At 61.2% G+C, this 20,237-nt stretch carries 18 protein-coding genes and 2 pseudogenes; 3 read left to right on the top strand and 17 right to left on the bottom strand.

Annotated features, from left to right (window positions below):
* Positions 1-4 precede the first annotated feature (4 nt).
* Positions 5-398: pseudogene (locus G5S42_RS39085) on the top strand (bactofilin family protein).
* Positions 399-619: 221 nt separating this feature from the next.
* On the opposite strand, the gene G5S42_RS39090 reads toward G5S42_RS39085, so the two are convergent.
* From G5S42_RS39090 to G5S42_RS39160, 15 genes are all read right to left on the bottom strand, one after another.
* Positions 620-1,099 (bottom strand): hypothetical protein, encoded by a 480-nt coding sequence (locus G5S42_RS39090; RefSeq protein ID WP_246392463.1) that lies wholly within the window; start codon positions 1,097-1,099, stop codon positions 620-622.
* A 257-nt stretch (positions 1,100-1,356) separates the two neighbouring features.
* Positions 1,357-3,063: an ATP-dependent helicase gene (locus G5S42_RS39095; protein ID WP_176112111.1), complete on the bottom strand. Its 1,707-nt coding sequence runs from the start codon at positions 3,061-3,063 to the stop codon at positions 1,357-1,359.
* Between the two features lie 13 nt (positions 3,064-3,076).
* Entirely contained in the window at positions 3,077-3,964 is an 888-nt protein-coding gene (locus G5S42_RS39100) for an ATPase (RefSeq protein ID WP_176112112.1), read from the bottom strand.
* A 588-nt stretch (positions 3,965-4,552) separates the two neighbouring features.
* Positions 4,553-5,122 carry a hypothetical protein gene (locus tag G5S42_RS39105; protein WP_176112113.1) on the bottom strand — a complete coding sequence of 190 codons (570 nt, stop codon included), beginning with the start codon at positions 5,120-5,122 and terminating at the stop codon, positions 4,553-4,555.
* Between the two features lie 231 nt (positions 5,123-5,353).
* On the bottom strand, positions 5,354-5,959 hold the full coding sequence (locus G5S42_RS39110) for an IncC plasmid conjugative DNA transfer DtrJ family protein (RefSeq protein WP_176112114.1): 606 nt from the start codon (positions 5,957-5,959) through the stop codon (positions 5,354-5,356).
* A complete protein-coding gene (locus G5S42_RS39115; protein WP_176112115.1) occupies positions 5,949-6,233 on the bottom strand; it encodes a hypothetical protein in 285 nt (94 codons plus the stop codon). Before G5S42_RS39115 ends, G5S42_RS39110 begins: the two co-directional genes overlap by 11 nt.
* Entirely contained in the window at positions 6,190-6,708 is a 519-nt protein-coding gene (locus G5S42_RS39120; protein WP_176112116.1) for a hypothetical protein, read from the bottom strand. The genes G5S42_RS39115 and G5S42_RS39120 overlap by 44 nt, the downstream gene beginning before the upstream one ends.
* Before the next feature lie 10 nt (positions 6,709-6,718).
* Complete coding sequence (gene traD / locus G5S42_RS39125; RefSeq protein WP_176112117.1) at positions 6,719-8,590, bottom strand: conjugative transfer system coupling protein TraD; 1,872 nt, start codon at positions 8,588-8,590, stop codon at positions 6,719-6,721.
* On the bottom strand, positions 8,587-9,879 hold the full coding sequence (locus G5S42_RS39130) for a TraI domain-containing protein (RefSeq protein WP_176112118.1): 1,293 nt from the start codon (positions 9,877-9,879) through the stop codon (positions 8,587-8,589). The genes traD and G5S42_RS39130 overlap by 4 nt, the downstream gene beginning before the upstream one ends.
* Complete coding sequence (locus tag G5S42_RS39135; RefSeq protein ID WP_246392465.1) at positions 9,876-10,916, bottom strand: type IV secretion system protein; 1,041 nt, start codon at positions 10,914-10,916, stop codon at positions 9,876-9,878. The genes G5S42_RS39130 and G5S42_RS39135 overlap by 4 nt, the downstream gene beginning before the upstream one ends.
* 17 nt (positions 10,917-10,933) lie before the next feature.
* Positions 10,934-11,668, bottom strand: coding sequence for a TrbJ/VirB5 family protein (locus G5S42_RS39140; protein WP_176112120.1), 735 nt, complete (start codon positions 11,666-11,668; stop codon positions 10,934-10,936).
* Between the two features lie 10 nt (positions 11,669-11,678).
* Positions 11,679-14,141: a VirB4 family type IV secretion system protein gene (locus G5S42_RS39145; RefSeq protein ID WP_176112121.1), complete on the bottom strand. Its 2,463-nt coding sequence runs from the start codon at positions 14,139-14,141 to the stop codon at positions 11,679-11,681.
* Positions 14,135-14,398, bottom strand: a complete 264-nt coding sequence (locus G5S42_RS39150) for a conjugal transfer protein (RefSeq protein ID WP_035490446.1) — start codon at positions 14,396-14,398, stop codon at positions 14,135-14,137. Before G5S42_RS39150 ends, G5S42_RS39145 begins: the two co-directional genes overlap by 7 nt.
* Positions 14,399-14,452: 54 nt before the next feature.
* A complete protein-coding gene (locus tag G5S42_RS39155; RefSeq protein WP_176112122.1) occupies positions 14,453-14,845 on the bottom strand; it encodes a conjugal transfer protein TrbC in 393 nt (130 codons plus the stop codon).
* A gap of 18 nt (positions 14,846-14,863) precedes the next feature.
* Positions 14,864-15,910 carry a TadA family conjugal transfer-associated ATPase gene (locus G5S42_RS39160; RefSeq protein WP_176112123.1) on the bottom strand — a complete coding sequence of 349 codons (1,047 nt, stop codon included), beginning with the start codon at positions 15,908-15,910 and terminating at the stop codon, positions 14,864-14,866.
* A 269-nt stretch (positions 15,911-16,179) separates the two neighbouring features.
* Here G5S42_RS39160 and G5S42_RS39165 point away from each other — a divergent pair, with 269 nt between their 5' ends.
* Complete coding sequence (locus G5S42_RS39165; RefSeq protein WP_176112487.1) at positions 16,180-16,644, top strand: hypothetical protein; 465 nt, start codon at positions 16,180-16,182, stop codon at positions 16,642-16,644.
* A 57-nt stretch (positions 16,645-16,701) separates the two neighbouring features.
* On the top strand, positions 16,702-17,013 hold the full coding sequence (locus G5S42_RS39170) for an H-NS family nucleoid-associated regulatory protein (RefSeq protein WP_176112124.1): 312 nt from the start codon (positions 16,702-16,704) through the stop codon (positions 17,011-17,013).
* Between the two features lie 302 nt (positions 17,014-17,315).
* Here the strand turns inward: G5S42_RS39170 and G5S42_RS39175 are convergent.
* Positions 17,316-18,835 (bottom strand): annotated as a pseudogene (locus G5S42_RS39175) (APC family permease); the annotation flags it as partial.
* A 121-nt stretch (positions 18,836-18,956) separates the two neighbouring features.
* Positions 18,957-20,186, bottom strand: a complete 1,230-nt coding sequence (locus G5S42_RS39180; protein ID WP_176112125.1) for a diaminopropionate ammonia-lyase — start codon at positions 20,184-20,186, stop codon at positions 18,957-18,959.
* Between the last annotated feature and the right edge of the window lie 51 nt (positions 20,187-20,237).

Raw genomic sequence — 20,237 nt, forward strand, 5'->3', positions numbered from 1 at the left:
CCCCATGAAAACACAAGGTCCCAACGTCACCCTGCTTTGCGCAGGCCTGTCGGTTCACGGCAACGTGATTCTCGACCACGGTCTGAGCCTTTTTCGGCATCGTCGATGGTGACGTAGTCTCCAATACCGGCCTGCTGCACGTCGGTCAGGGCGGCATGGTCAAGGGGCAGGTTCAGGGCGAGCACGTCCGGATCGACGGCATGGTTGAAGGCGACGTGCACGCGCGCGGCATCCTGGAAATCAACGGCCGCGTCAAAGGCAACGTGTTCTATTACGGCACCATCCGGCTCGGCCAGCACGCATCGCTCGAAGGTCAGGTCAGACGCAAGAGCGATCTCACGATCGAAAACGGGGCGACCAACGTCCAGCAGCTCTCGCGAACCGCGGCAGCAGTCTGAATCGCGAGAGACGTGAACGGCCTCGAAGCCACCAACATGACGGTCGATGTGGCCGATGGCCAGAGCGTGGACGTGCCGCTCGGCGACGCTCACTATTGCCTCGCGCTAAAGCTCCACCACGCGGACCTGTAACTACCGGGCCACGATAGAACAAAGGGCGCTCCCCGTCAGGGAAGCGCCCTATTTTTTTGCATGTGCGCCGGACCACGTCCGCGTCCACGTCATAGCGGTGCAGGAGCCCTATGGAAAAGCGCACGATAGCCCGGCAGGTTGATGAGAGACCGCTCCCGTTCAACCGCCAGGCCGCGTGCTTCGAACCAGGTCGCGAGCCAGTCGATGGCCCTTTCGAGTGCGTGCTCGTTCGCCTCGCAGGCGAAACGAAGGGCGTGGTGACGCAGCAACGCGGCATACTGCGCCGAATTGGCCAGAAAGAAAAACGGCGACGCGACACGGGCACGCTGCCACGCCAACGCGAACAGCTCCGCGATCTCGCTGGCCTCCAGTAACGGCACCTGATCCTCTCCGATGTCCGTCACCATCGCCAGATTCATCGGCGACACGGACTGCCGGTCGGGTCGCGCGCCAACCTTTGCGAACACCGGCCGGTTCTCCGCGTGCCAGGATTCCAGCGCGTCCGTTCCGACCCAGACTCGCGAGCGCAGGTTCTCGTTCAGCCATGTACGGCATTGCGGCTGGCTCACAAGCGAAAAGCCTGCGACGGCGAGCGGCGCCCAGTCATCGCGTCCGACGGCGAGGTAGGAGAAGTCGCCGTCGCTGTACGAATAGCAGAGGGCATCGAGACTCGCCCTGTCGAACTCAAAGGCCGATGCCCGGTGTCGATGCGGCGCAACCGCTGCACGACGACCTGCGAGGCAGCGCCAACAGGCATGAGGGATGAGACGGGCACATAGCCAAGCCTGCGGAGCAGTCGATCGAGCATGGAAACTCCAGATATTGATCAGCGTGCTTCCGATTCGATGACGAATCGCGACACGGGATTTTTCTTGATCGTGGCGATGACAAGGCTGTCACGCGCCCGTGTCATCGCGACGTAGAACAGGCGCCGCTCCTCCGATTCGGTGCTTTTCTCGTCCGGTACGACACCCTCTTCGGCGCGCGTGATCCAGACGTGGTCCCACTCCAGCCCTTTCGAACTGTGCATCGTGGTCAGCACGAGCGCGCCGTCTGCGGGCTTGTTGTTGTCCCGCTTCAGATACTCGATCCGCTCGGCAAACGTGCCGTTCAGTCGCGACAGCACGTCGTACGTGCCCTGGATTGCGCGAATCGCCGGATCGGCCTTCGCATAGGTCATCATCAGTTCCAGCACGCCATCGAGCGCAAGCGAATAGAACTGGCGCTCACACATCAGTTGCCATTCGCCCAGGCGCTTCATGAACGCGCGGTACGCGGTGGCCGTCTCTTCGGGCAGGCCTAGCGCGACCAGATCCTTTTTCTGTCGTTGTACAAGCGCCGAGCCCATGTCGCGGTGCAGTGAGCCCAGGTGCGCAGAATTCATCCCCATGTAGCCCAGGACCGCATCAAGCCCGTTCTGCTTGCGGCCCTCGACGATTTCGAGCAGGTTGCACATGAGCGCGCCCTGCGGGCGGTTCAGTACCGAACTGCCGGACGCACGGAAGTACGGGACGCCGTGCGAGCGGCAAACCGCCTCGATCGGATCAAGGATACGGTTCGTGCGTGCAAGAATGGCGCACGACTTGCCGGACGCGAGCAGCGGTTGCAGGAATTCGACTGCGGCAATGGCGTCTGCATATTCGTCGTCGGACCGCCTCGTCGCGACCGAGCCGCCGGCGCCGCGTTCGGCCTGCAGCACCTTTGGAATGCGATCGGCGTTATTGCGGATCACCCGGTCGGCGGCCGAGAGGATTTCGCTGCGGCACCGGTAATTGCTGCCCAACACGACCCGTTGCGCATTGAAGGATGCGGCGAAGCTCTCCATCCCGCGAAAGCCAAGCGCGGCACGGAAGCCATAGATGCTCTGATCATCGTCGCCCACTACCGTCACCTGTGTCCCCCCCTTCGCGTGAAGCTCGACCCACCGGTACTGCAACGGGTCCGTGTCCTGAAACTCGTCAACGAGGAGATCCGTGAAGCGATACGGTGTGATATCGTCCGCCTCCATGCCTGCAACCGCGAGGCGCAGCATGTCCTGGAAGTCGATCTTGCCGTTGCGCTCAAGCGCTGCCTGATAGGCCTCATAGAGTTGCGCATCGGCGGTGCCGGCCTCGACGCGACCAAAATTGGTCTTGATCCGCTCGATCACGGGCACGACTTCTTCAGGCTTCCATTCGAGGCCGAGCTCGGCGATGACGCGGGCAATCAGGCCCATGCGATCGCCATCGGATGCGATGTCCCGCCGTTTTCCGCCGGGCTGGCCCAACTGCCGGAACGCCAGCGAGTGAAAGGTGCCGGCGATGAGCCGATTCTTTGCCTGTGCGCCCGAGAGCGCCAGGATGCGATCGCGCAGTTCCACGGCCGCATCCTTGCTGAACGTGACGGCACCGACGATCGCGCCAGGCTGCGACAGGAGGAGCGCGGCCTTGGCGGCAATCGTCTTCGTCTTGCCCGCGCCCGGACATGCGATCGCGACGCAGTGCCGGCGGTGCTCGGCAACCTCGCGCTGCTGGGGATTCAGGCCGTCAAGCATGATTGCGTCACGCCTAACGGCCACGAACCGTCGTCATCAGACGCAGGTGGGTCATGTACCCACGCACGCCAATCGGATGGAACTTACGCAGAAAACGTGCCGATTCCTCGTCGACGTCCGACTGGTCGCGAATGCCGTTCCAGACGAGAAAGTCGAAGTTGTCCATCACCTTGTCGAACTTCATCAGCAGCGACAGCAGACGCATCGAGAAACGCGAATACGCCTCAACCTCGATGGCGAGCGACGGCTTCGTTACCGTCGGCGCGAACACGATGTCGCCCTGATCGCGCAGTTTCTGCTCGGTCTTCTCGCGGAAGTCCTTGGCCACGCCAAGCTGTTCATCGACATACGCTTCGAGTTCGGCAACCTGCTTCTCGAGCCAGGAAGTGACCGTACCCTGATCCTCAGCGCCAAACGTCGAGCGGCCAAAGCGCTGCATGTTGATGCTCATACGGTTCAGGTACGGCCACCACTGTTCGAACAGCGGCTTCAGGCGGGTGTGATTCAGCCGCACTGTCGCGGTCACTACTGCCGCGCCGGAAAGCTGGCGCGCCATCAGTTCACGGCCGATTTCCCGGCGGCGTCGCACGATCGCTGCGCGCTCGGCCGGAGACAGCTCGCGGAACAGCTTGCGCGTACGGGCGACCTGCTCACGCTTTTCCTCGGCTTCGGACTCGCTGATCATCCCTTCCTTCTGAAGGGTGTTTGCCGCGTCTTCCATCTGTTGCAGCTCGAGTTCGATCTCGCCGCCGTCCGCGCCATCCGTCGTCGCATTCTGGTTTGCCGCCGATGCACTTGCGGCATCAGCACCGGTAGCCGGGTTTTCCGCTGCTGCAGGAATGTCGGTCGCCGACGGCTGGCTCAGGGCTTCGGTATTCGTCTCTTCGGAGATGGTGCTCATAAGGGTGTCCCTTTGGAAAGGTGCACGCGCACGCGCGCGGCATGTCCCTATTGTTGCGAGCCCCATCCCGCCCGGGCCGTCAAAACATGTGTGATTTGAAGCATCTTTGTGACCAGTTGATGAGCCGGACGGAGTTTTTGAGTTCCGTAGGCCGCGGCGCAATGGACGGGGCATTCGCCTTTTTGAACCGGATGGAGCGGCGGTCCCCACAGCGGGCGGGGGGCAGACTGATCGTCTCTGGCCGGCCCAGGAGCGGTCATTCGACACAGGGCCACAAATCGCGGACAATCGACCAGCCGCCCCCCACCACATCGCAGGAATCATGAAGCAGCGTGTACGGATAAGGCTTGTTCAGAGGCAACAAGCACGGTGTCATGCGGCCGGCAAGCCTGCAGCTGGAACCAAGGGATATTTGGAAGATGACTATCGGTCGCGACTTGCCGCTATCTACTATCAACACAAAGAGTTGTTCAAGCGATTAGAAGGCGCGTGAGCACGAGAAGCCCACATATGGGCCGCGTTCCGTCTCGTTAACACAGCGCCGACACGCCGCACGACCGTGCCGAAGAATGTCGAGACAAAGGCAGCCTATGCCGAAGCTTTCTGCATCGGTAGGCGCTCCGCAAACGCGCTCGAAGCGGTGTCAATAATCCTCCGGTAGTACTCTTTGACGTGCTTATCCCGCGCACCTGGGTGGCATGTCCTAAAACACTCGATGCCATTCGACCGGAAGTGCCTAAAAGCCTTTGGCTCAACCTTCACAGTCTCACGCTCCGGAAGCACGGCTTTCAAGGCGCGGTCGTATGTGTGGCCGCTACCGAAGATGATTAGATCTGGCTTAAGCAGTTCGATTTCAAACTTGACGGCTGCCACCGAAAAATCAAACAGATGAGCAGAATGCCCGATCGAGGCCCGAGAGTAGCCGCGCTTCGGGCGGTGCCAGTCCATCTTCATCAGGTTGTTCCAGCAAACAGCCGCTCGATCGCCTCCAGCGAATGCATCAGCGAACCGCTTCCACTGCCGCAATAACTCACTATTACCGGTGCCACAGGCGTGTTGATTCTCATAGCGAGCCTTCGCGATGCCGATCCTGTCCGGACGCTCGTAGAAGGCTCCCAGCTTGTCACACCAACCGTTAGTTTCCTTCCCAATGAACATGACGCGGACGGGCGCATCGAGGTAAGCCTGCGATACGCTCGGAGTTCTAAAGAGGCGACCCTCCAGATCACGCTGTGTTGGCTTGGCGGTGCGTTGGGAAGGGTAAAGCCCGGCCTCGGTCCGTCATGGGACACCCGGCGCGATTCGCCGCGCGACGACTGCGGCCGTCAGCCGGCTGACGGCCTTAACCCGAAATGATGCGGTTTTCCTTATAGCTTTCGGGCTAGCCGATCACTGGTAGGACGACGCGGCGTGCCACAACAGCGCACCGAGCACCGCGGCGATGGCGATCCAGCACGGCGCGAGCACCGGGATCGGCGCGACGAGGATCGCAAAGGCAACACCGAACACCAGCAGGATGCCGTGGCCTGCCAGGTGAAACGACAGTGGACTGGCGAAGCCCGCCGCTGACGCATTGATCTTGCGACGCATCGCGCCGTCGAAGAACGCCGCGACGCAGAAGATCAGCGTGCCGAAAATCCAGAGCTTCATGACGCTCGCGCGGTACACGAGCCGATACAGCTCGCGCCAGAAGTTGTGGACCCAGGTGTGGGCGAACTCGGACACTCCCCCATCGCCAATATCGCCGCCTCCCGTCGCGTCGATGGTTGCGCGGACAAGACCCGTTTGCACGAACCACGCCTTGAACCGTTCGTTGGTCTTCTCGACCACTTCGTCGGCCGTCTCCACACCGAGAATTCCTGCGACCGACTCCGCTTCCTCGGGCGGCACCGAGAAAAGCGACGGCTCAGGAATAGCCGGCATGATGAACACGGCAAGCAACGGCACGAAGAAGAACCACCACTTGACGTGGGAGACGAACCGGCTACTGGCCATGGATGTGCATCCCCCACTCGATCAGGAATGACCCGATCCGCACCAGAAGGTAGACCGGAAAGCCAACGAGCCCCGCGAGGCCAAGATAGAAGTGCACCGGGCGCCGCGCCACAAAGAGTGCCAGTGCGAACGCCATCGCGTTCGGCCCGTGCGAGAACTCGGCCGGTCGCCCGCCTTCAATCTCGTCGATCGCGCTGGCCGTCGATATCGCGCGGCGCACGACGTCCGGTTCAACCCTCGATAGCTTCGCTATCAGAAAAGGCGTGAGCGACATCGTAGTCCTCGAAATAGAGTCGGAAGTTTTCGCCCGTCAGCGCGCGCGCGGCCAGCTGGAAGGCGGCCGAGCGCTGCGTGACCGATTCGGGGCAACGCTCGTCGAACATGCCCGTTTCAAGCTTGCCGTAGCGTGCCTCGAACGTGGTCACCGGTTCGAACATCGGCGGCCAGACGTGATAGCGATCGCCGTCGATCGCCACGTAGCGGCGCGCATACAGCAGGTGCGCGCGGGAAAATAACCCCTGCATGAATGCGATGTGCGGGTTGCCCGTCTTGCGGGTGCGCTTGTAGGCGGCGAGCCCGCAGTCCAGCATCTCCTTGACGAGCGGCTCACTCTCGCCCATGAACTTCTCCCCGATGAAATCGGCCACGCGGGCGCAGGCGAGTTCAAGTTCCGGCGCCACCGTAAAGACGGGGATCAGACGGGAGGACAGCTTGTGTTCGCGGATGATTTTTTTGAATACGGCATTCATGCGTAGGTTTTCAGCCTTGAAGGATGGGAATACGGCCCTGATAGACGGCGGCACCCGAAATGCGCATGAAGTATTGCAGGTTGGGCAGGCCGTGAATCAGGCGGGTTGGGATCAGCGGAACCTTCTCCAGTTGAAGCGAACGTGAAACGGACCCGGTAAATTCACCGATATGCGCTTCGCTGCCCGTGCTCGTACTGCCTGTGAGCGTCAGGTTGCGAATCGCGGTCTCCCCGACCTTGTCCGAAAACCACTGCGCGGTATCGCTGTCTTCCAATCTTAGGATTATCTGGTTGTTCAGATTGCCCAAAACCTGCAGCATTTTGGCGGCGTTTCCGAACCGCGCTTCCAGATCCGCTCGCGCCTGGAACGCGACGAACGCCTTGAAGCCAGCGCCGCGCCCCTTGTTGAGAATCTGGATCACCTGTTCGTTGATCGCTTCTGCGATCTCGTCGATGATCAGCACCACTTCCGGTGGCGAATCGTAGAAGTTGTAGATCGAGCCGCACACGGCAGCCACGTCGGACAGGATCATCGACGCGATCGCTTTCTGCACGATGTTGTTCGACAGCGAATCGAGGCCCATGTACAGGACAGCCTTCTGCTTGATGACCTTGTCGATGTCCCAGATCTCGCGCTCGTCGTCGAAGTCATCCGCCTTGGGCGCGAGCATCAGGCCGGTTTCCCCGGTTGCGAGCATCTGCAGCAGCGGTAGCGCCGACGCGATGATGCGCATGTAGTGCTCGCGGTCGTGCACGTGCGTGGCAATCAGGCCGTCGATCGCTTCGTTGCCACGTTCCTGTAACGCGAACTGCGCGTTGTAGAGTCCGATCATCCCGTCGACGAGCGAGGCGGCATTGTTACGCTGACCCTGCCGGGTCGTTTCCGTGGCGACCTGTTGCTCCCAGTCGGTGAGCCCCTGTTCAACGAAGAAGCGCTTCAGTGCCTTTTCGAGCAGCGACGTGATGCCCGACTGCGCGTACTTGAGGATCGAGCGCAGGGTCGGCTTGTCGCCGATGTAGAGTTCGCCCTTCACGGCACGGTCGATGAACAGGAACGCGAAGTCCCGGAACGGCCCCTCCTCCATCAGCTGGGCGATCCGGCTCGGGATTTCCGACGGCTGCGACCAGTTTTCGATCGGGTTCAGCCGGATCGACTCGGACGGCTTGGCCTGGTTGAAGTACAGGAACTTCCGGCCGGCGCGCTGGCATTCCTTCTCGACGCGCCGCTTCCACTCCGCGTCGTTTTTCGGGTCAACGATGATGAGCACGTCGCTGAGGTGAATGACCTGGGTGGAGATCACCTCATAGGTGCGGGTCTTGCCGGCGCCCGTCGTGCCGCCGACCAGGGTGTGACCACCCATCGCCTTGTAGTGAAACGGCACCAGCGCCTTTTTCGGTTCCATGCCGTGAATCCACGACGAACCCTGCGGCATGCGATCGCGGATGCTGTCTTTCGGCGCGAACATGCCCTCGATGGCTTCTTCAATCCTGCGGCCCGTCTTCGTCCTGTTAAGCCAGCGCGGCAGCCCGGGAATATCGGTCGTCGGCATACGCAGGATGTCATGGGCGATCTGGCAATGCTTCTGCGTCCACTCGTAGCCGATGCCGAGATACATCGAGTTCGCTTCACTACGCATCCGCTTCTGGATCTGCAGCAGCTTTGGCACCTCGAGCGTCGTCAGCCATTTGGTCGAGATAGCCATGCGGAAAGTCAGCGCGCGCCAGATCTGCAGGGAACGCAGCGCCAGAAACGCAAGTGCGACCAGTGCGAACGCCCAGCCGTAGGGCATGCCCGAGATGGGCAACAGCACGATCGCCGCCAGCCAGAACACCGCTGCGCGAACTTCGTAGATCGGCCTGAAATGGTTGATGTAGCTGGTCACGCCGGGCTCGCGAGTATGAGTTGTCCCGCGCGCGGCGCGAGGGTGACTTCGGTTGGCGCATCGGCGACCATCAGGCTGCGCTTGCGCATGTGTTCAACAAGGGTGCTGGCGGCGATGCCGTAGCTCCCAATCAGCCGCTTGGGCACGACTAGCCCCTTTTCGGTCCACTGCACTGCCGCCTTGCTACTGGCGACGTCTTCACTGAGTGCCTGAAAAAATTCGCGCACGGAGCCGGGGACGCCTTTGAGAACCTCGTCGAATGTCGACGCGTTCGACGACTTCGGTTGACTCGCCGTCGTTGCTAGTGGGCGCATGGCGGTCGGATCGACCGCGGCGGACACTGGTGCCGGCGACGGCACAGTCGGGGTATCCGCAGGCGTGGCGGGCAGAATCTCGCCCGTCGATGGTTCGACGGTCATGCCTGCCGGTGTCACAACAGCCGCCGCCTGCGTTGCTGTTGGAACTGGAGGAGCCGACGTTGGAGGCGGATTGTGTGGTGCTGCCGCGCTCGCACCTGGTACCGGTGCTCCCGGCGATGACACTGGCTCGAGCTCTGCGGCGACGTGGACAGCCGACGGCACGGCGAACTGGACCGGCGCGAACACGCCACGCTGCGCCTTGCGATCAAACTCGTCGGCCGTGCTCACGCCCTGGCGGACGACCTTGTGCAGCAGCGATTCGGCCTCGATCGGCCGCATGTTCGGATTGATCGCGCCAAAGAGTTCGGCGAGCACCTCGGCGTCGAGACCGGCGAGCAGCCCGGAGCCCACCAGCAGCTGAGCCAGCATGCCGGTACGCATCCGCTCGACCGGCAGCGGGGTGTCGCGCCGCGCGAGGCGATATGGCGATCCGGCCAGCCACGGGCACAACTGACCGTCAACCGGTGGATTCCACAGCGCACGGTCGCTGTCCCGCTCGACGGCGAAATGCCGGTACGGTTCATCAAGCCGCGAGCACACGGCGGCCAGAAACACCGCATAGTTGTACTGCGGCTCGATGCGCCTGCGCTTTTCTGAAGGCAGATTGGTGCCGAACTTCTGGCCGCCAGCGAGCCGCATGGCGTAGAACGCGGTCTCGATCGTGGCGCGGAAGGCGCCGCCCGGTTCGCGGTACAGATCCGGGCTCAACGGCAACGACGAGAACCACGACGCGCAGGCGCGCAGAACGGCGAGCCACTTGCGCTCCAGCTCGCTCTGGCTGGCTTCGTTCGCACACTGCGCAATCAGGTCCACGCGACGCTGATACTCGCCGAGCAGCGCGTCCTCGGTCATAGGCGTATGCGCGGTCATAGCAGCGGCTTCGCGAGTTTGGCCAGCGCCCGGCCGGTTGCTCCGGTGCCGCCCCCGAACATTCCGGCGATTTTGGGAATCTCGAACGACACCAGGAACACGAAAAACGCGAGGTCAAAGACGTAGCCGGCCGACAGTGAAGTGGTCAGTCCCGCGCTGGCCGCGTCTTTGACTGCGTTGACGAGAGTACCCGTGACGAGCTTCATCATGATGGCGGCCACGACCATATACATGCCCGCGGTGATCATGAAGTCGAGCCATGACTTGAAGTAGCTCCGTGTGAATGACGAAAATCCGAGCGCAAATGCGATCTGGCCCATGACCGCGCCGCACGCAAACTGCAACTGCCCCACGTTGATGTAGAACACGAAGACGACGGCCGTGATCGACAGGACCAACCATGCAAGAAGGAGCGGAATGACGCCGATCAGCACCGAGATGTATTCGGTCCATGCGGCACCCTTGAAAGCCTTGATGACCGAGTCGAAAAGCTGGCTGGCGGCATTGCCGATGATGCTGACCGAACTGCCCATGTTCGTGCCACCGGCAATCTCGGACGACAGTGTCACGAACCACTTGTAGAAGGATGGCACCCAGGTCGCGTAGCCGATGTAGAAGGATGCAAAAATGCCGAGCATCCCTAGCTCCTCGAAAAGCGCGATCCATGCCATGACCGGGTCTTTTGTCGCGGCGAAGCGGACCGCTGCCAGCACGATCGTGATGACCGCAAGGCCACTGGCGAACTTGTCCGATTCCTGGCTGATGCTCTGGCTTGCATCAGCGGCGGCACTGACCACCGAGGCAAACATCGCGTTGAGCTTCGCCATCGCATTCGCATTGGCCTGCCCAAGTTCTCCCGGCTTGACCAGGGAGGCAGCCGTGGCACCCGAGCTCGACGGACTGGGCGTGTTGGAAGCGGGCACCACGGTGCCGTCCGGCAGGGTCGTAGGTTCGTCTGCGAGCGCAAACCCTGGACACGCGAACACACACAGCGGCACCAGCACCGTCAGAAAAAGCCGGTTCAGATGGCGAAGCATGTTCAGCCCTGCCCGCATCAGAAGCCATAGGACGCGCGTTCTGCGTCCTGTTGATCCAGGAAGCTTTTCGCGGCGGCTGAGCGGTTCTTGTCGTCCTCGTTGGCAATCGACTGCTTCTGTGCATCCTGCTGCTGTTTGCCGGCCGTCATCTGGATCAGGTCACTCATCTGGCTCGATACGATGTCCAGATAATGCGTCGTCATCTCAGCGGTTGCCTGTTGCGTCGGCGTGAGCGACATCTGCGACTGCAGTTCCTGGCGGCGTTTGGCCAGCGTCTGGGCGTGCACCATGACGTCATTGCCTGTCTGAAAGAGGCGCGTGGCCTCGTTATCACGCTGGTTGTAGAGCGTTGCCATGTCGGCGAACCACTGCGAATTCGACTTGCCCGAGCGGGAAATCAGTGTCTGGACGCGATTGATCCACTGACTGCCCTCGTTGAGGTCACCGTACATGTCAGTCAGGGTGCTTTTGAGCTGCGTGAACTTGCTGATGTCGCCGGTGATCTGGTCGTACTGCGCCTTCATGGCAGACGGGTCGAGGTTCGTCGCCTGCAGCAGCTGGTTTGCCATCATCTGGTACTGATAGACGATGTTGCTGTCCTGATAGATCTCGGTCTTCATGGCCTTCGCCGCAGTGATGATGTTCTGCGCGAGGTTAGACGCGTCAATGACGGGCAGCACGGCGTTGGCAGCGTGCGACATACCGAGCATCAGGCCTGCGGCGAGCGTCAGGCGGCCAAGGATCATTTTCATCGTGGGTTTCCTAGTCGAGAGTCAGCATTTCGCGCACGTAGGCCTCGCGCCAGTCCGGTGCGCCGGACGTGTAGTGCCTGTCGAGCACCGCCTGCGCGCGGCCGTCCGAGCGCAGCACCGCGAGCGTTTCCTTCGGGAAGCTCGCCTGCAGCATGCGGGTCTGGTCCGGCGTCACCCATAGGTAATCGCGGTTCGGCACGGCGTTGGCCAGCATGTCGATCTGGTGTTCCGTCAGCCCGAACAGGTCGCGATACAGATGCAGGTTGTTCTTTGCATCCTTGTTGGGCAGATAGAAAATGTTGGGAATGTTTTCCTTGAGAATTTCGAAGTTCGGAATCCGCGCCACCTGGGAGAGCGACTGCGTCGCGAGCAGTAGCGTCGCATTCAGCTTGCGGATGGTGACCGCCCAGATTTCCAGGCGCTGATAGAAGCGCGGATACTGGAAGAAGAAGCCCGCCTCCTCAACTTCGATGACCGTATAGCGCTTGCCATCAAGCCACTGCGCGATACGGTAGAACGCGTAATCCATGAACAGCGCCGCGGCCACCGGATAGTTCTGGAACAGGTCGCCCATTTCGATCGAGATGTCGTCGGACAGCGAGAAGGCGTCGTCGATGTGGTCGAAGAAACGGCCATTCTTTTCGCCCTGGGTCCAGACCGCGAGCCGCTCGCGCAGCTCGATCGGCAGAAGCGCATTGAGGTTGGACAGTGTCCAGAGGTCGCGCGGGTAGCCCGTACCCAGGACCGTGACCTTCTCGAAAATCGTGCGCTGCTGTTGCGGCGAGCATCGGAAGTCATCGTCCTCGATCGCCATCTGTACCCATTCGGCGACGTACGGGAAGTGCTTTGAATCGTGCAGCAGCGAAAGCGGATTGACCGAGGTTCCGGCCTCAAAGCGCCCCGTCGCGTCGACGAACCGTCCGCCCGCGAGCAGGGTCGGGATGCGGGTCGAGCGGTCCTTGTCGAACCGGATTCGCCGCGCCTTGTGGCGCCCGGTCTGGGAGACCAGGAAATTCAGGAAGATCGACTTGCCCGCGCCGATCGGGCCGATCACGAGCGCATGCGACTTGCCGCCCGGATGGTGCAGACTCACGCGCTGAAGGGTCTTGTGACGCGTCGGCAGCATGGTAAGCGGCCCGGTCTTCTCGCCGGACTGCTGCGTGAGCCACGCATTGACCGTGTCGCCTTCCGAGACGCTGCGCACCGGGGCGATGTCGGACACCGCCGGCGTTTCGACAAACTGCAATCGCCTCTGCTGGTCCCATCGGCCCGGCAGTGTCGTCTGCCAGGCGGCGAACAGATTGTCCCGCTCGAGGATCACGCCAAATCCAGCGTTGCCGATGCGGCCGATCACTTCGCGCGTGGCATCGTCGCATTCGTCGACGGTATCGCCATAGACGATCACCGAGACGTTCGCAAAGCCATACTGCTGCCCGTCCGCAACCAGTTTGGCCAGCGCCTTTTCGGCTTCGTCAGCGAGGCGCTCGCGGCCTTCGTCGTTCTTCTGCTCTTCCTTCGAGAAGTAGGCCTTGAGGATCGACCAGGGGTTGAATGCCGCGACCTTATAGAACTTGCGGATCTTCTCGATGTACGCGCTCGCCTTCGTTGTGTCCAGAAAGCGGAACATCACGCACACATCCAGTTCGGCGTCGACTTCGGCGAGCACGTCCAGTGCGGCTTCCTGAAAGCCCATCCACTCCTTGACCGCGATGATCTTCGCGTACCGTTTGCCGTGCGCCGATTCGAACATCAGCGTGTCGGCACCGATCGTGACTTCGCTCTCGGTCAGGTGCGTATCGAGCATCGTGACGGGATACCGCACGCGCCGCGGCGGCACCGACGGGTTGGCCGCCTGATGGAGGAACGCGAGCGCGTTCTGCAATTGCAGACGCTTCATCCTCAGGCGCGTGACACCCCCTTTGAACGCATCGATCACGCCTTCAAACCGCTTGATGTCAGACGTCAGTCGCTCGATATCAAAGGCGAAGGCACTGCGCGCAAGGACCGAGTCCTTGATCGTCTCGAAGATCGCGCGCGGCATCGATTTGCCGCCCACCGTCATGTGATACGCGACCTTCTCGAAGATCTTGTTGACGCCGGTCTCGGGCGTGAAGGCGAGTGCGAGCGAATGCGTGTTGCGGAAATACCGGCCGCTCGCGACATGAGCGCGGTTGATTTCGTCGACACGCGCGTCCATCGAGGAATCGAAAGTCCCGCCGATGTCTCCCTTGACGCGCCGGTGCGAGAGCTTCCACCACGCCGTAATCCGGTGGTCGAAATTCTTGCAGGCGTGATCAAGGTTGTCGCGCGCGGCCGAAATATCGGAGGCGTTTGGGCTGTCGGCGTCCACGCCTTCCAACGTATAGACGGTCAGCAGCGACCCGTCCTTGTCGAGGATCAGTTCGGGCGTGACCATCGTCGCCCACGGGGCGATCTCCTGGATCGAGCGGCGCTTCAGGCTCTTCTTCAGCATGGCAGGTCCTGATCAAATCCATATGGACGTTTGAACCGGGCCGAAAACTTCGCAGTCGGCAGGGGCTCATACACGTCCGCGTAGCGGTTGTAGACGAGCATGACCTGCTTCCACCACGGATCTTTCGAGCTTTTCCAGCGCAGCAGCCAGTGCACCGCGATCCCAACGACGAGGAAGGTTGGCGTCATGCTGGTGTAGCACAGCAGCATGGTCATCGTGCCGTTGGCGATCGCGAGTCCGCGATCTGCCCCGCCCATCTGGCGAGGCAGCGAAAGAGAGCGGCTGACGCGGGTAGGCTGACGCATGTGAGCTTACGTACAGGTGTAGGTGACGTGGAGATGGTTCTTCACGATCGGAATTGCGCACGCCGCAAGGCCGAGACCAACGAAGACCGTCGAAATGATCTTGCCGATCGTGCTTTCCGAGTTGCCGATCGCGACGGCGCCGACGATGATCAGCACGATGCCGATGCCGTAAAGCCACGGGCCACTAATGTAGGACGAGATCAGACAGATGACGTCCGTCGCGGAGCCGAGGTCGGTCAGGTCGACGGCCGAGGCGAACGGCGCGAATGCGGCGAGCGAAGCCGCAACGACGGTCGAACGCAGCTCACGGCGGGTGAGGAAGCGCGTCCAGATAAAGCGGCTCAACGCTCGCGTGCGCTCGCGCACGGTAGCGAGAAAATCAGACGGGTACTTCTTCATAAACGGCACTCCGATGGGTTAGAAAACGCGGTTGAGAACGTAGTCGCGGTCCTTGAAACCCTTGATTTCGAGGATTTCAGAAACGTGACGCAGCTCGCCTGTGCGGCGAAGATGAATGACGTAGTGGAAGCAGTCGGCCACCGCCTTGCGCATGTCCGCCAGTTCCCACCGGCTGCCCGGCGGTACGCCGAGCATCGCGAGACTTTCGAGGCGGCTCAGCCCGCCACGCGCGTCGTTGGCATGGATCGAACCCATGCCGCCGTCGTGGCCGGTGCTCAGCGCCTGGATGAAGTCGTAGGCCTCGCCGCTTCGGACTTCGCCGACGATGATGCGGTCGGGCCGGAAGCGCAGACACAGGGCGACGAGCAGCTGGGTCGTGACACCCTTGTCGGGGTTTGAGAGCAGCCGCACGCGATTGGGCGCGGTCAGCTTCAGTTCCATCGTGTCCTCGACCGTGATGACGCGTTCGTCTTCAGGAATCTCGGCATTGAGCGCGTTGAGCAGGGTGGTTTTGCCGGACGAGGTGCCGCCGGCGACGAGGACGTTGCGGCGTGCCCGCACCATCGCGCTCAGGGCCTCGCGCAAGGCATCGTCCTGGATGCCCGGAGGGAAGAGATCGAGTTCCTTTTCCTTGCGGGCGTTCGTGAGCGAGAACGCGCCCATGTTCACGTAGTCGCTAAGCGATAGGTGCTTGTCGCGGTGCTTGCGGATCGAAAGCGCATTGCCGTCGATCGCGGTTGGCCGCATCACTGATGCGATACGCAGATTCTTGTGGCCTGCGTTGATGATCCCCTGCGCGGTGCCGGCGACCGCCGACTTGTCGACCGATGCCGCCAGCGCGCTGATCGCGCCGTCAAGCACCGCCTCGTTAAGCGTGAGGTCAAGCCGATGCATCTTGCCGCGGCGCTCGATCCAGATGTTGTTGAAATCGTTAATCATGATTTCAGCAACGTCGGGCGCCTCAAAGCACTCGCGCAACGGACGCAGCGACTCGAAAAACATGCGGACCGCGCTGTCCTCGAGCGGGCGCAGTTTGAGCAGGGGATTGTCGGTAGCCTCGGACATGCCTGCTATTGTTCCGTCCGGCCGGAACCTGGAGCAGACTGAAAGAACGATCAAATCCGCGAGCTTTCGGGGGAAGTGTCGTGCTCGATGTCGCAGACGATGGATGCCTTGAACCACCCGGGCTGCTTCACGCCTTCCAGACTCCCGTCAGCCGGCTAACGGGCTTAACCCGGAAAGCTCAAGAAAAACGTATAGCTTTCGGATTAACCGCAGCTGGAAATTGTGGTATATGTCTGCGGCGCAATTGCCTTTCCAATCATCAATCATCGATGGCAAGAACAATTCCGTTTTACACAAGCCCGCAGGCCGCTCGCGCCCGCCGCTCGAAAACTCTGCTGTTGCCGATGCCGCGCGCTCAGGCGGACGAACTTTCCTTACAGGTGCACATAGCCCTCGACGCGATGCGACGAGGCCTGGGCAACGTGAACGCTGCCCAGACGCTGTGCCAGGCCATGATCGTTGTGGGGCTGCTCGCGGAAGCTGGATACGGCTCGGCGACGGTCGAACAGATGCAGGACGCGGAAGAGGTGATCGGGTCGGCATTCGACCGCGGCCGGGACACCGGCGTGTGGATGCTCGACGATGACGGATTTGCGCAGTTCGCGACGATCGTGAGCACGTACGACCATCAGCTTCGGCGCGCGCCAGTCGCCGCGATCGCTGACGCTAGCGACAGGCTGGATCGTTTCCGCGCGGGCGAGACATTCGAGCAGACGGCCCGCAGGCGCGCCTAGCGACCTCCAGGCATTAACCGGGATAAACCGCGACAACCAGAATTCGGGCAACAGGACATGAGGGGAAAAATCGCTGACGGCGAGGCCCGCGACAGGCTGATTATCTGGCTTCGCCGGCGCATGGAAGAATTCGGCATCACGCTTGAAGCACTCGCAGAGTCAATCCAGCACGACGTCGACCACCCGCCTCTTTATCGCGATGCGCGCGGCAACGAATGGAACGGGCTGGGCAACATGCCCGACTGGCTAAGCGCTGCCAGAAATGCCGGTGTAAGTCCGGAATTCTTCCGCATCGAGCCGAAGCCGGCGCCCAAACCTATGGTCGCCGCCTCGGAGACCGATCCGCGGCAGCTGGACCTTTTTCGATGAAACCAACCGCCTGATGGCACGGGCAATCCGCGCGTGCGTGCTTCGCGAAAACGGCCCGTTTCGACCCACATCGGCCCGTTCGGCGGGGTAAAATCAATGGCGGCTTCCTGAGTACTTCGGCCGCCCGTGGGTTTATGACTAACACACCAAGTCGGCTGTTCGAGTATTCAAATAACCTCGAACGTAAGCCTACCCGCCCTCGGTTGGCGACGAACAGCGGCCAGGCGTTACGTCCTTCATCCAACCCGCTCCGATGCCAGGAAGGCGGTTTCATCTGTATCGGCGGTTTCTGGAGATGCGTGTTCGTTCAGGTATGTGGTGCGTAGCCCACTTCTTACGCCCCATCGATAGAAAACCAGCGCAACCGCCACAACAGTCAGCATGTCGCACCCGTCGGGAATGACGCCCATGCCTCCAAACTCCCGTCCGCCCAGCAACGAAAGCATCGCCATGGCGGGCAGGTACAACAGCATCCACCACGCCGCTCGCAGTTCCGCGCGAAAACTCTCCCATCCCGCCGTCGACTGGTAGTAGAAATAGACAGGCAACGCCACGATGATCAACAGGATAATCTGCCCTGTCAGCGGCCAACATGCACAGAAAAGCACGAGGGAAGCGCACACGAATGCGAACGGTGCGATCACCAACATGCCAGGAATTCGAAGAGGTCTCCGGAGATCCGCGGCATGCTTTCGAAGTGCCATCAGGCTAACCGGTCCAGTCAGGAAGGAAACAATTGTTGCTACCGAGATGACCGCGGCGAGTGTTCCCCAACCACGAAAGAAAAACATGAAGAGAAACGAAATGCCGAGGTTGAACCACATGGCAGCTCGCGGGACCCCGTAGACGGGATGGGTCGCGCCGAAGATGCTTGGCATGGTCCCATTGCGCTCCATCGCATATATCATGCGGGCCGTCGTTGCGGTATAGATCGTGCCTGTTCCCGATGGGCTAACGAAAGCATCCACGTACAGCAGAATCGCCAGCCAGTTCAGGTCGAGGGCGATGGCCAGTTCTGCGAACGGTGATGAAAAATTCAGACCGTGCCATCCGGATGCGATACTTGACGGGCTGACGGCGCCTATGAACGCGATCTGCAGCATCACATAGATAACCAGCGCAAGCAGGATCGAGCCGACCAGCGCAAACGGGATGCTCTTCGAAGGGCTACGCGCCTCGCCCGCAAGACTAACGGGACTCTGGAATCCGTTGAAGCTGAACACGATACCACTGGTTGCAACGGCCGTAAGGAGGAAAACTTCGCGGTCGGCACAGGTGGACAATTCGCGCCCTACGGGTGGCCGTCAATCCTTGGAACGAGAAACTTGAAGACGGTGATGGCGGTGTTCGTCTTAACAAACAGCTTCACACGCCAGTAGTTCAGCATAAAGTAGACAATGACGAGCGATGCACTGGCGAACAGTCCTTGTGTCGTGAGATCCTCGCCGGTCATCAGCGCATGGGCCCATGAATAAGGCCACGACGCCATGTATTGAACCGACGCGATTGCTTCAATCGGGATGACAGCAACGATCGATATCCAGTTCGCCCAAGCGGCTATAAATCCGACGAGTGCTCCATGAGAATAGCGCGCGTAGCGGACCATGCCGCCCGACTCCGGAAATGTCGTACCCAGCTCTGCGTAAGTCAGTGCGATGGCCAGCACGATAACCGCACCAATGATCCACGCAATGATCGCGGCCGGCCCCGCAACCTTCGACGCGTGCCAGGTGCCAAACAGCCACCCGGAGCCGATAATCGAGCCCAAGCCTGTAAAGAGCAATGCCACTGGGCCGATACTTCGGTTGACGTTATCCTTCATAATTGTCTCCTGGATCGCGTTCGCAGGGGCGTGACTGATTCCCGCCACAGCGGCGCTTTTGTTATCGTCTACGCAATGAATGCCTTCATCGCGTCGGAGATGACGGCGAGCGGGAGTTCGCTCAGGCTGTCGGCTCGGCTAGCCAGGCGAGTTGGCGTTCGAGGACTGATTGGGCTGTCTCGCCGACCAGTTCCTGATACGTTGCGGGAGCGGTGGCGCCTTCGGTATTGACCAACAACACGCGGGACGAGCCATCGAGGCCTACGTTGCTGGCCAGCAGCGGGTCTTGAAGCAAGACAATCAGCCCAGCAAGACCCGCCACGCCCGACTCGCCAGCGACGACGGGCGCATCGGTATCGCTGCCAGCAGCCAGGATGCGCATGGCGTTCACTGCATCGTCATCGCTGATGGTCATGAAATCATCGACGCTGGGCTGCAGGAACTTCCATGCGAGCGGCGACGTCTCGCCGCAAGCGAGCCCGGCCATCACGGAGTCGACGGAGCCCGTTGCACGAGCTGCGCGTCCCGCCAACGCGCTCTGATACAGGCAGTCGGCCTGCTGCGGTTCGACGACGACGAATCGCGGACGATGTTCGCCATGGTATTCCCACAGGTAGCTGATCAATCCTGCTGCAAGGCCGCCGACACCGCCCTGAAGGAACACATGCGTGTACGCCGGCCGATCCGGCTGGCTATCGCTCTGCTCGACGATCTCCGCTGCAATCGTGCCATAGCCCTGCATCACATCGCGCGGGATGTCTTCGTAACCGTCGTACGACGTGTCGGAAATGACGTGCCAGCCATTCAACGAAGCGAGGCGAGCCGCCTCTTCGACCGACTCATCGTAGTTTCCGGTGATGCGCACAATCTCTGCACCGTACGCCGCTATCGCTTTCTCGCGCTCGACGCTGACATTCGCGTGCAGCACGATCACACAACGGCAACCGAGCGTTTGCGCGGCAGCGGCAAGACCCTTTCCGTGGTTGCCGTCCGTGGCGCTCACTACCGTGGAATGCGTCAGCAGCTCCCGATAGCGTCCTTCGAACAGGCCATGCGCGTCGAGATTATGATTCCGCCACAGCCGCTGAATCAGGCGTACCAGCGCAATCGGTGCACCCAAGGCCTTGAAGCTGCCCAGCACAGAGCGCGCTGACTCGTCCTTGATACTGATGCTGCCGACCGCGAGCCTCGCGGCCAGCCCCGGCAACTCACGCAACGGCGTCGCATCGGGCGAAATCTTGTCCCAGCATGAAAGCCAGGCGCGGCTTTCCTGTGCTTTCTCGATGCTGAGAATGGTCTTCAATTCAGCGGGGTACGCAGCGCGCGTTGCGCGTGGATTGGCTACCAACATGACCTTGATACTCCAGTAACGAATGATGTGAATTGGCGAATGAAAGTCGTG

Source organism: Paraburkholderia youngii, from assembly GCF_013366925.1.
GTDB classification, from domain to species: domain Bacteria; phylum Pseudomonadota; class Gammaproteobacteria; order Burkholderiales; family Burkholderiaceae; genus Paraburkholderia; species Paraburkholderia youngii.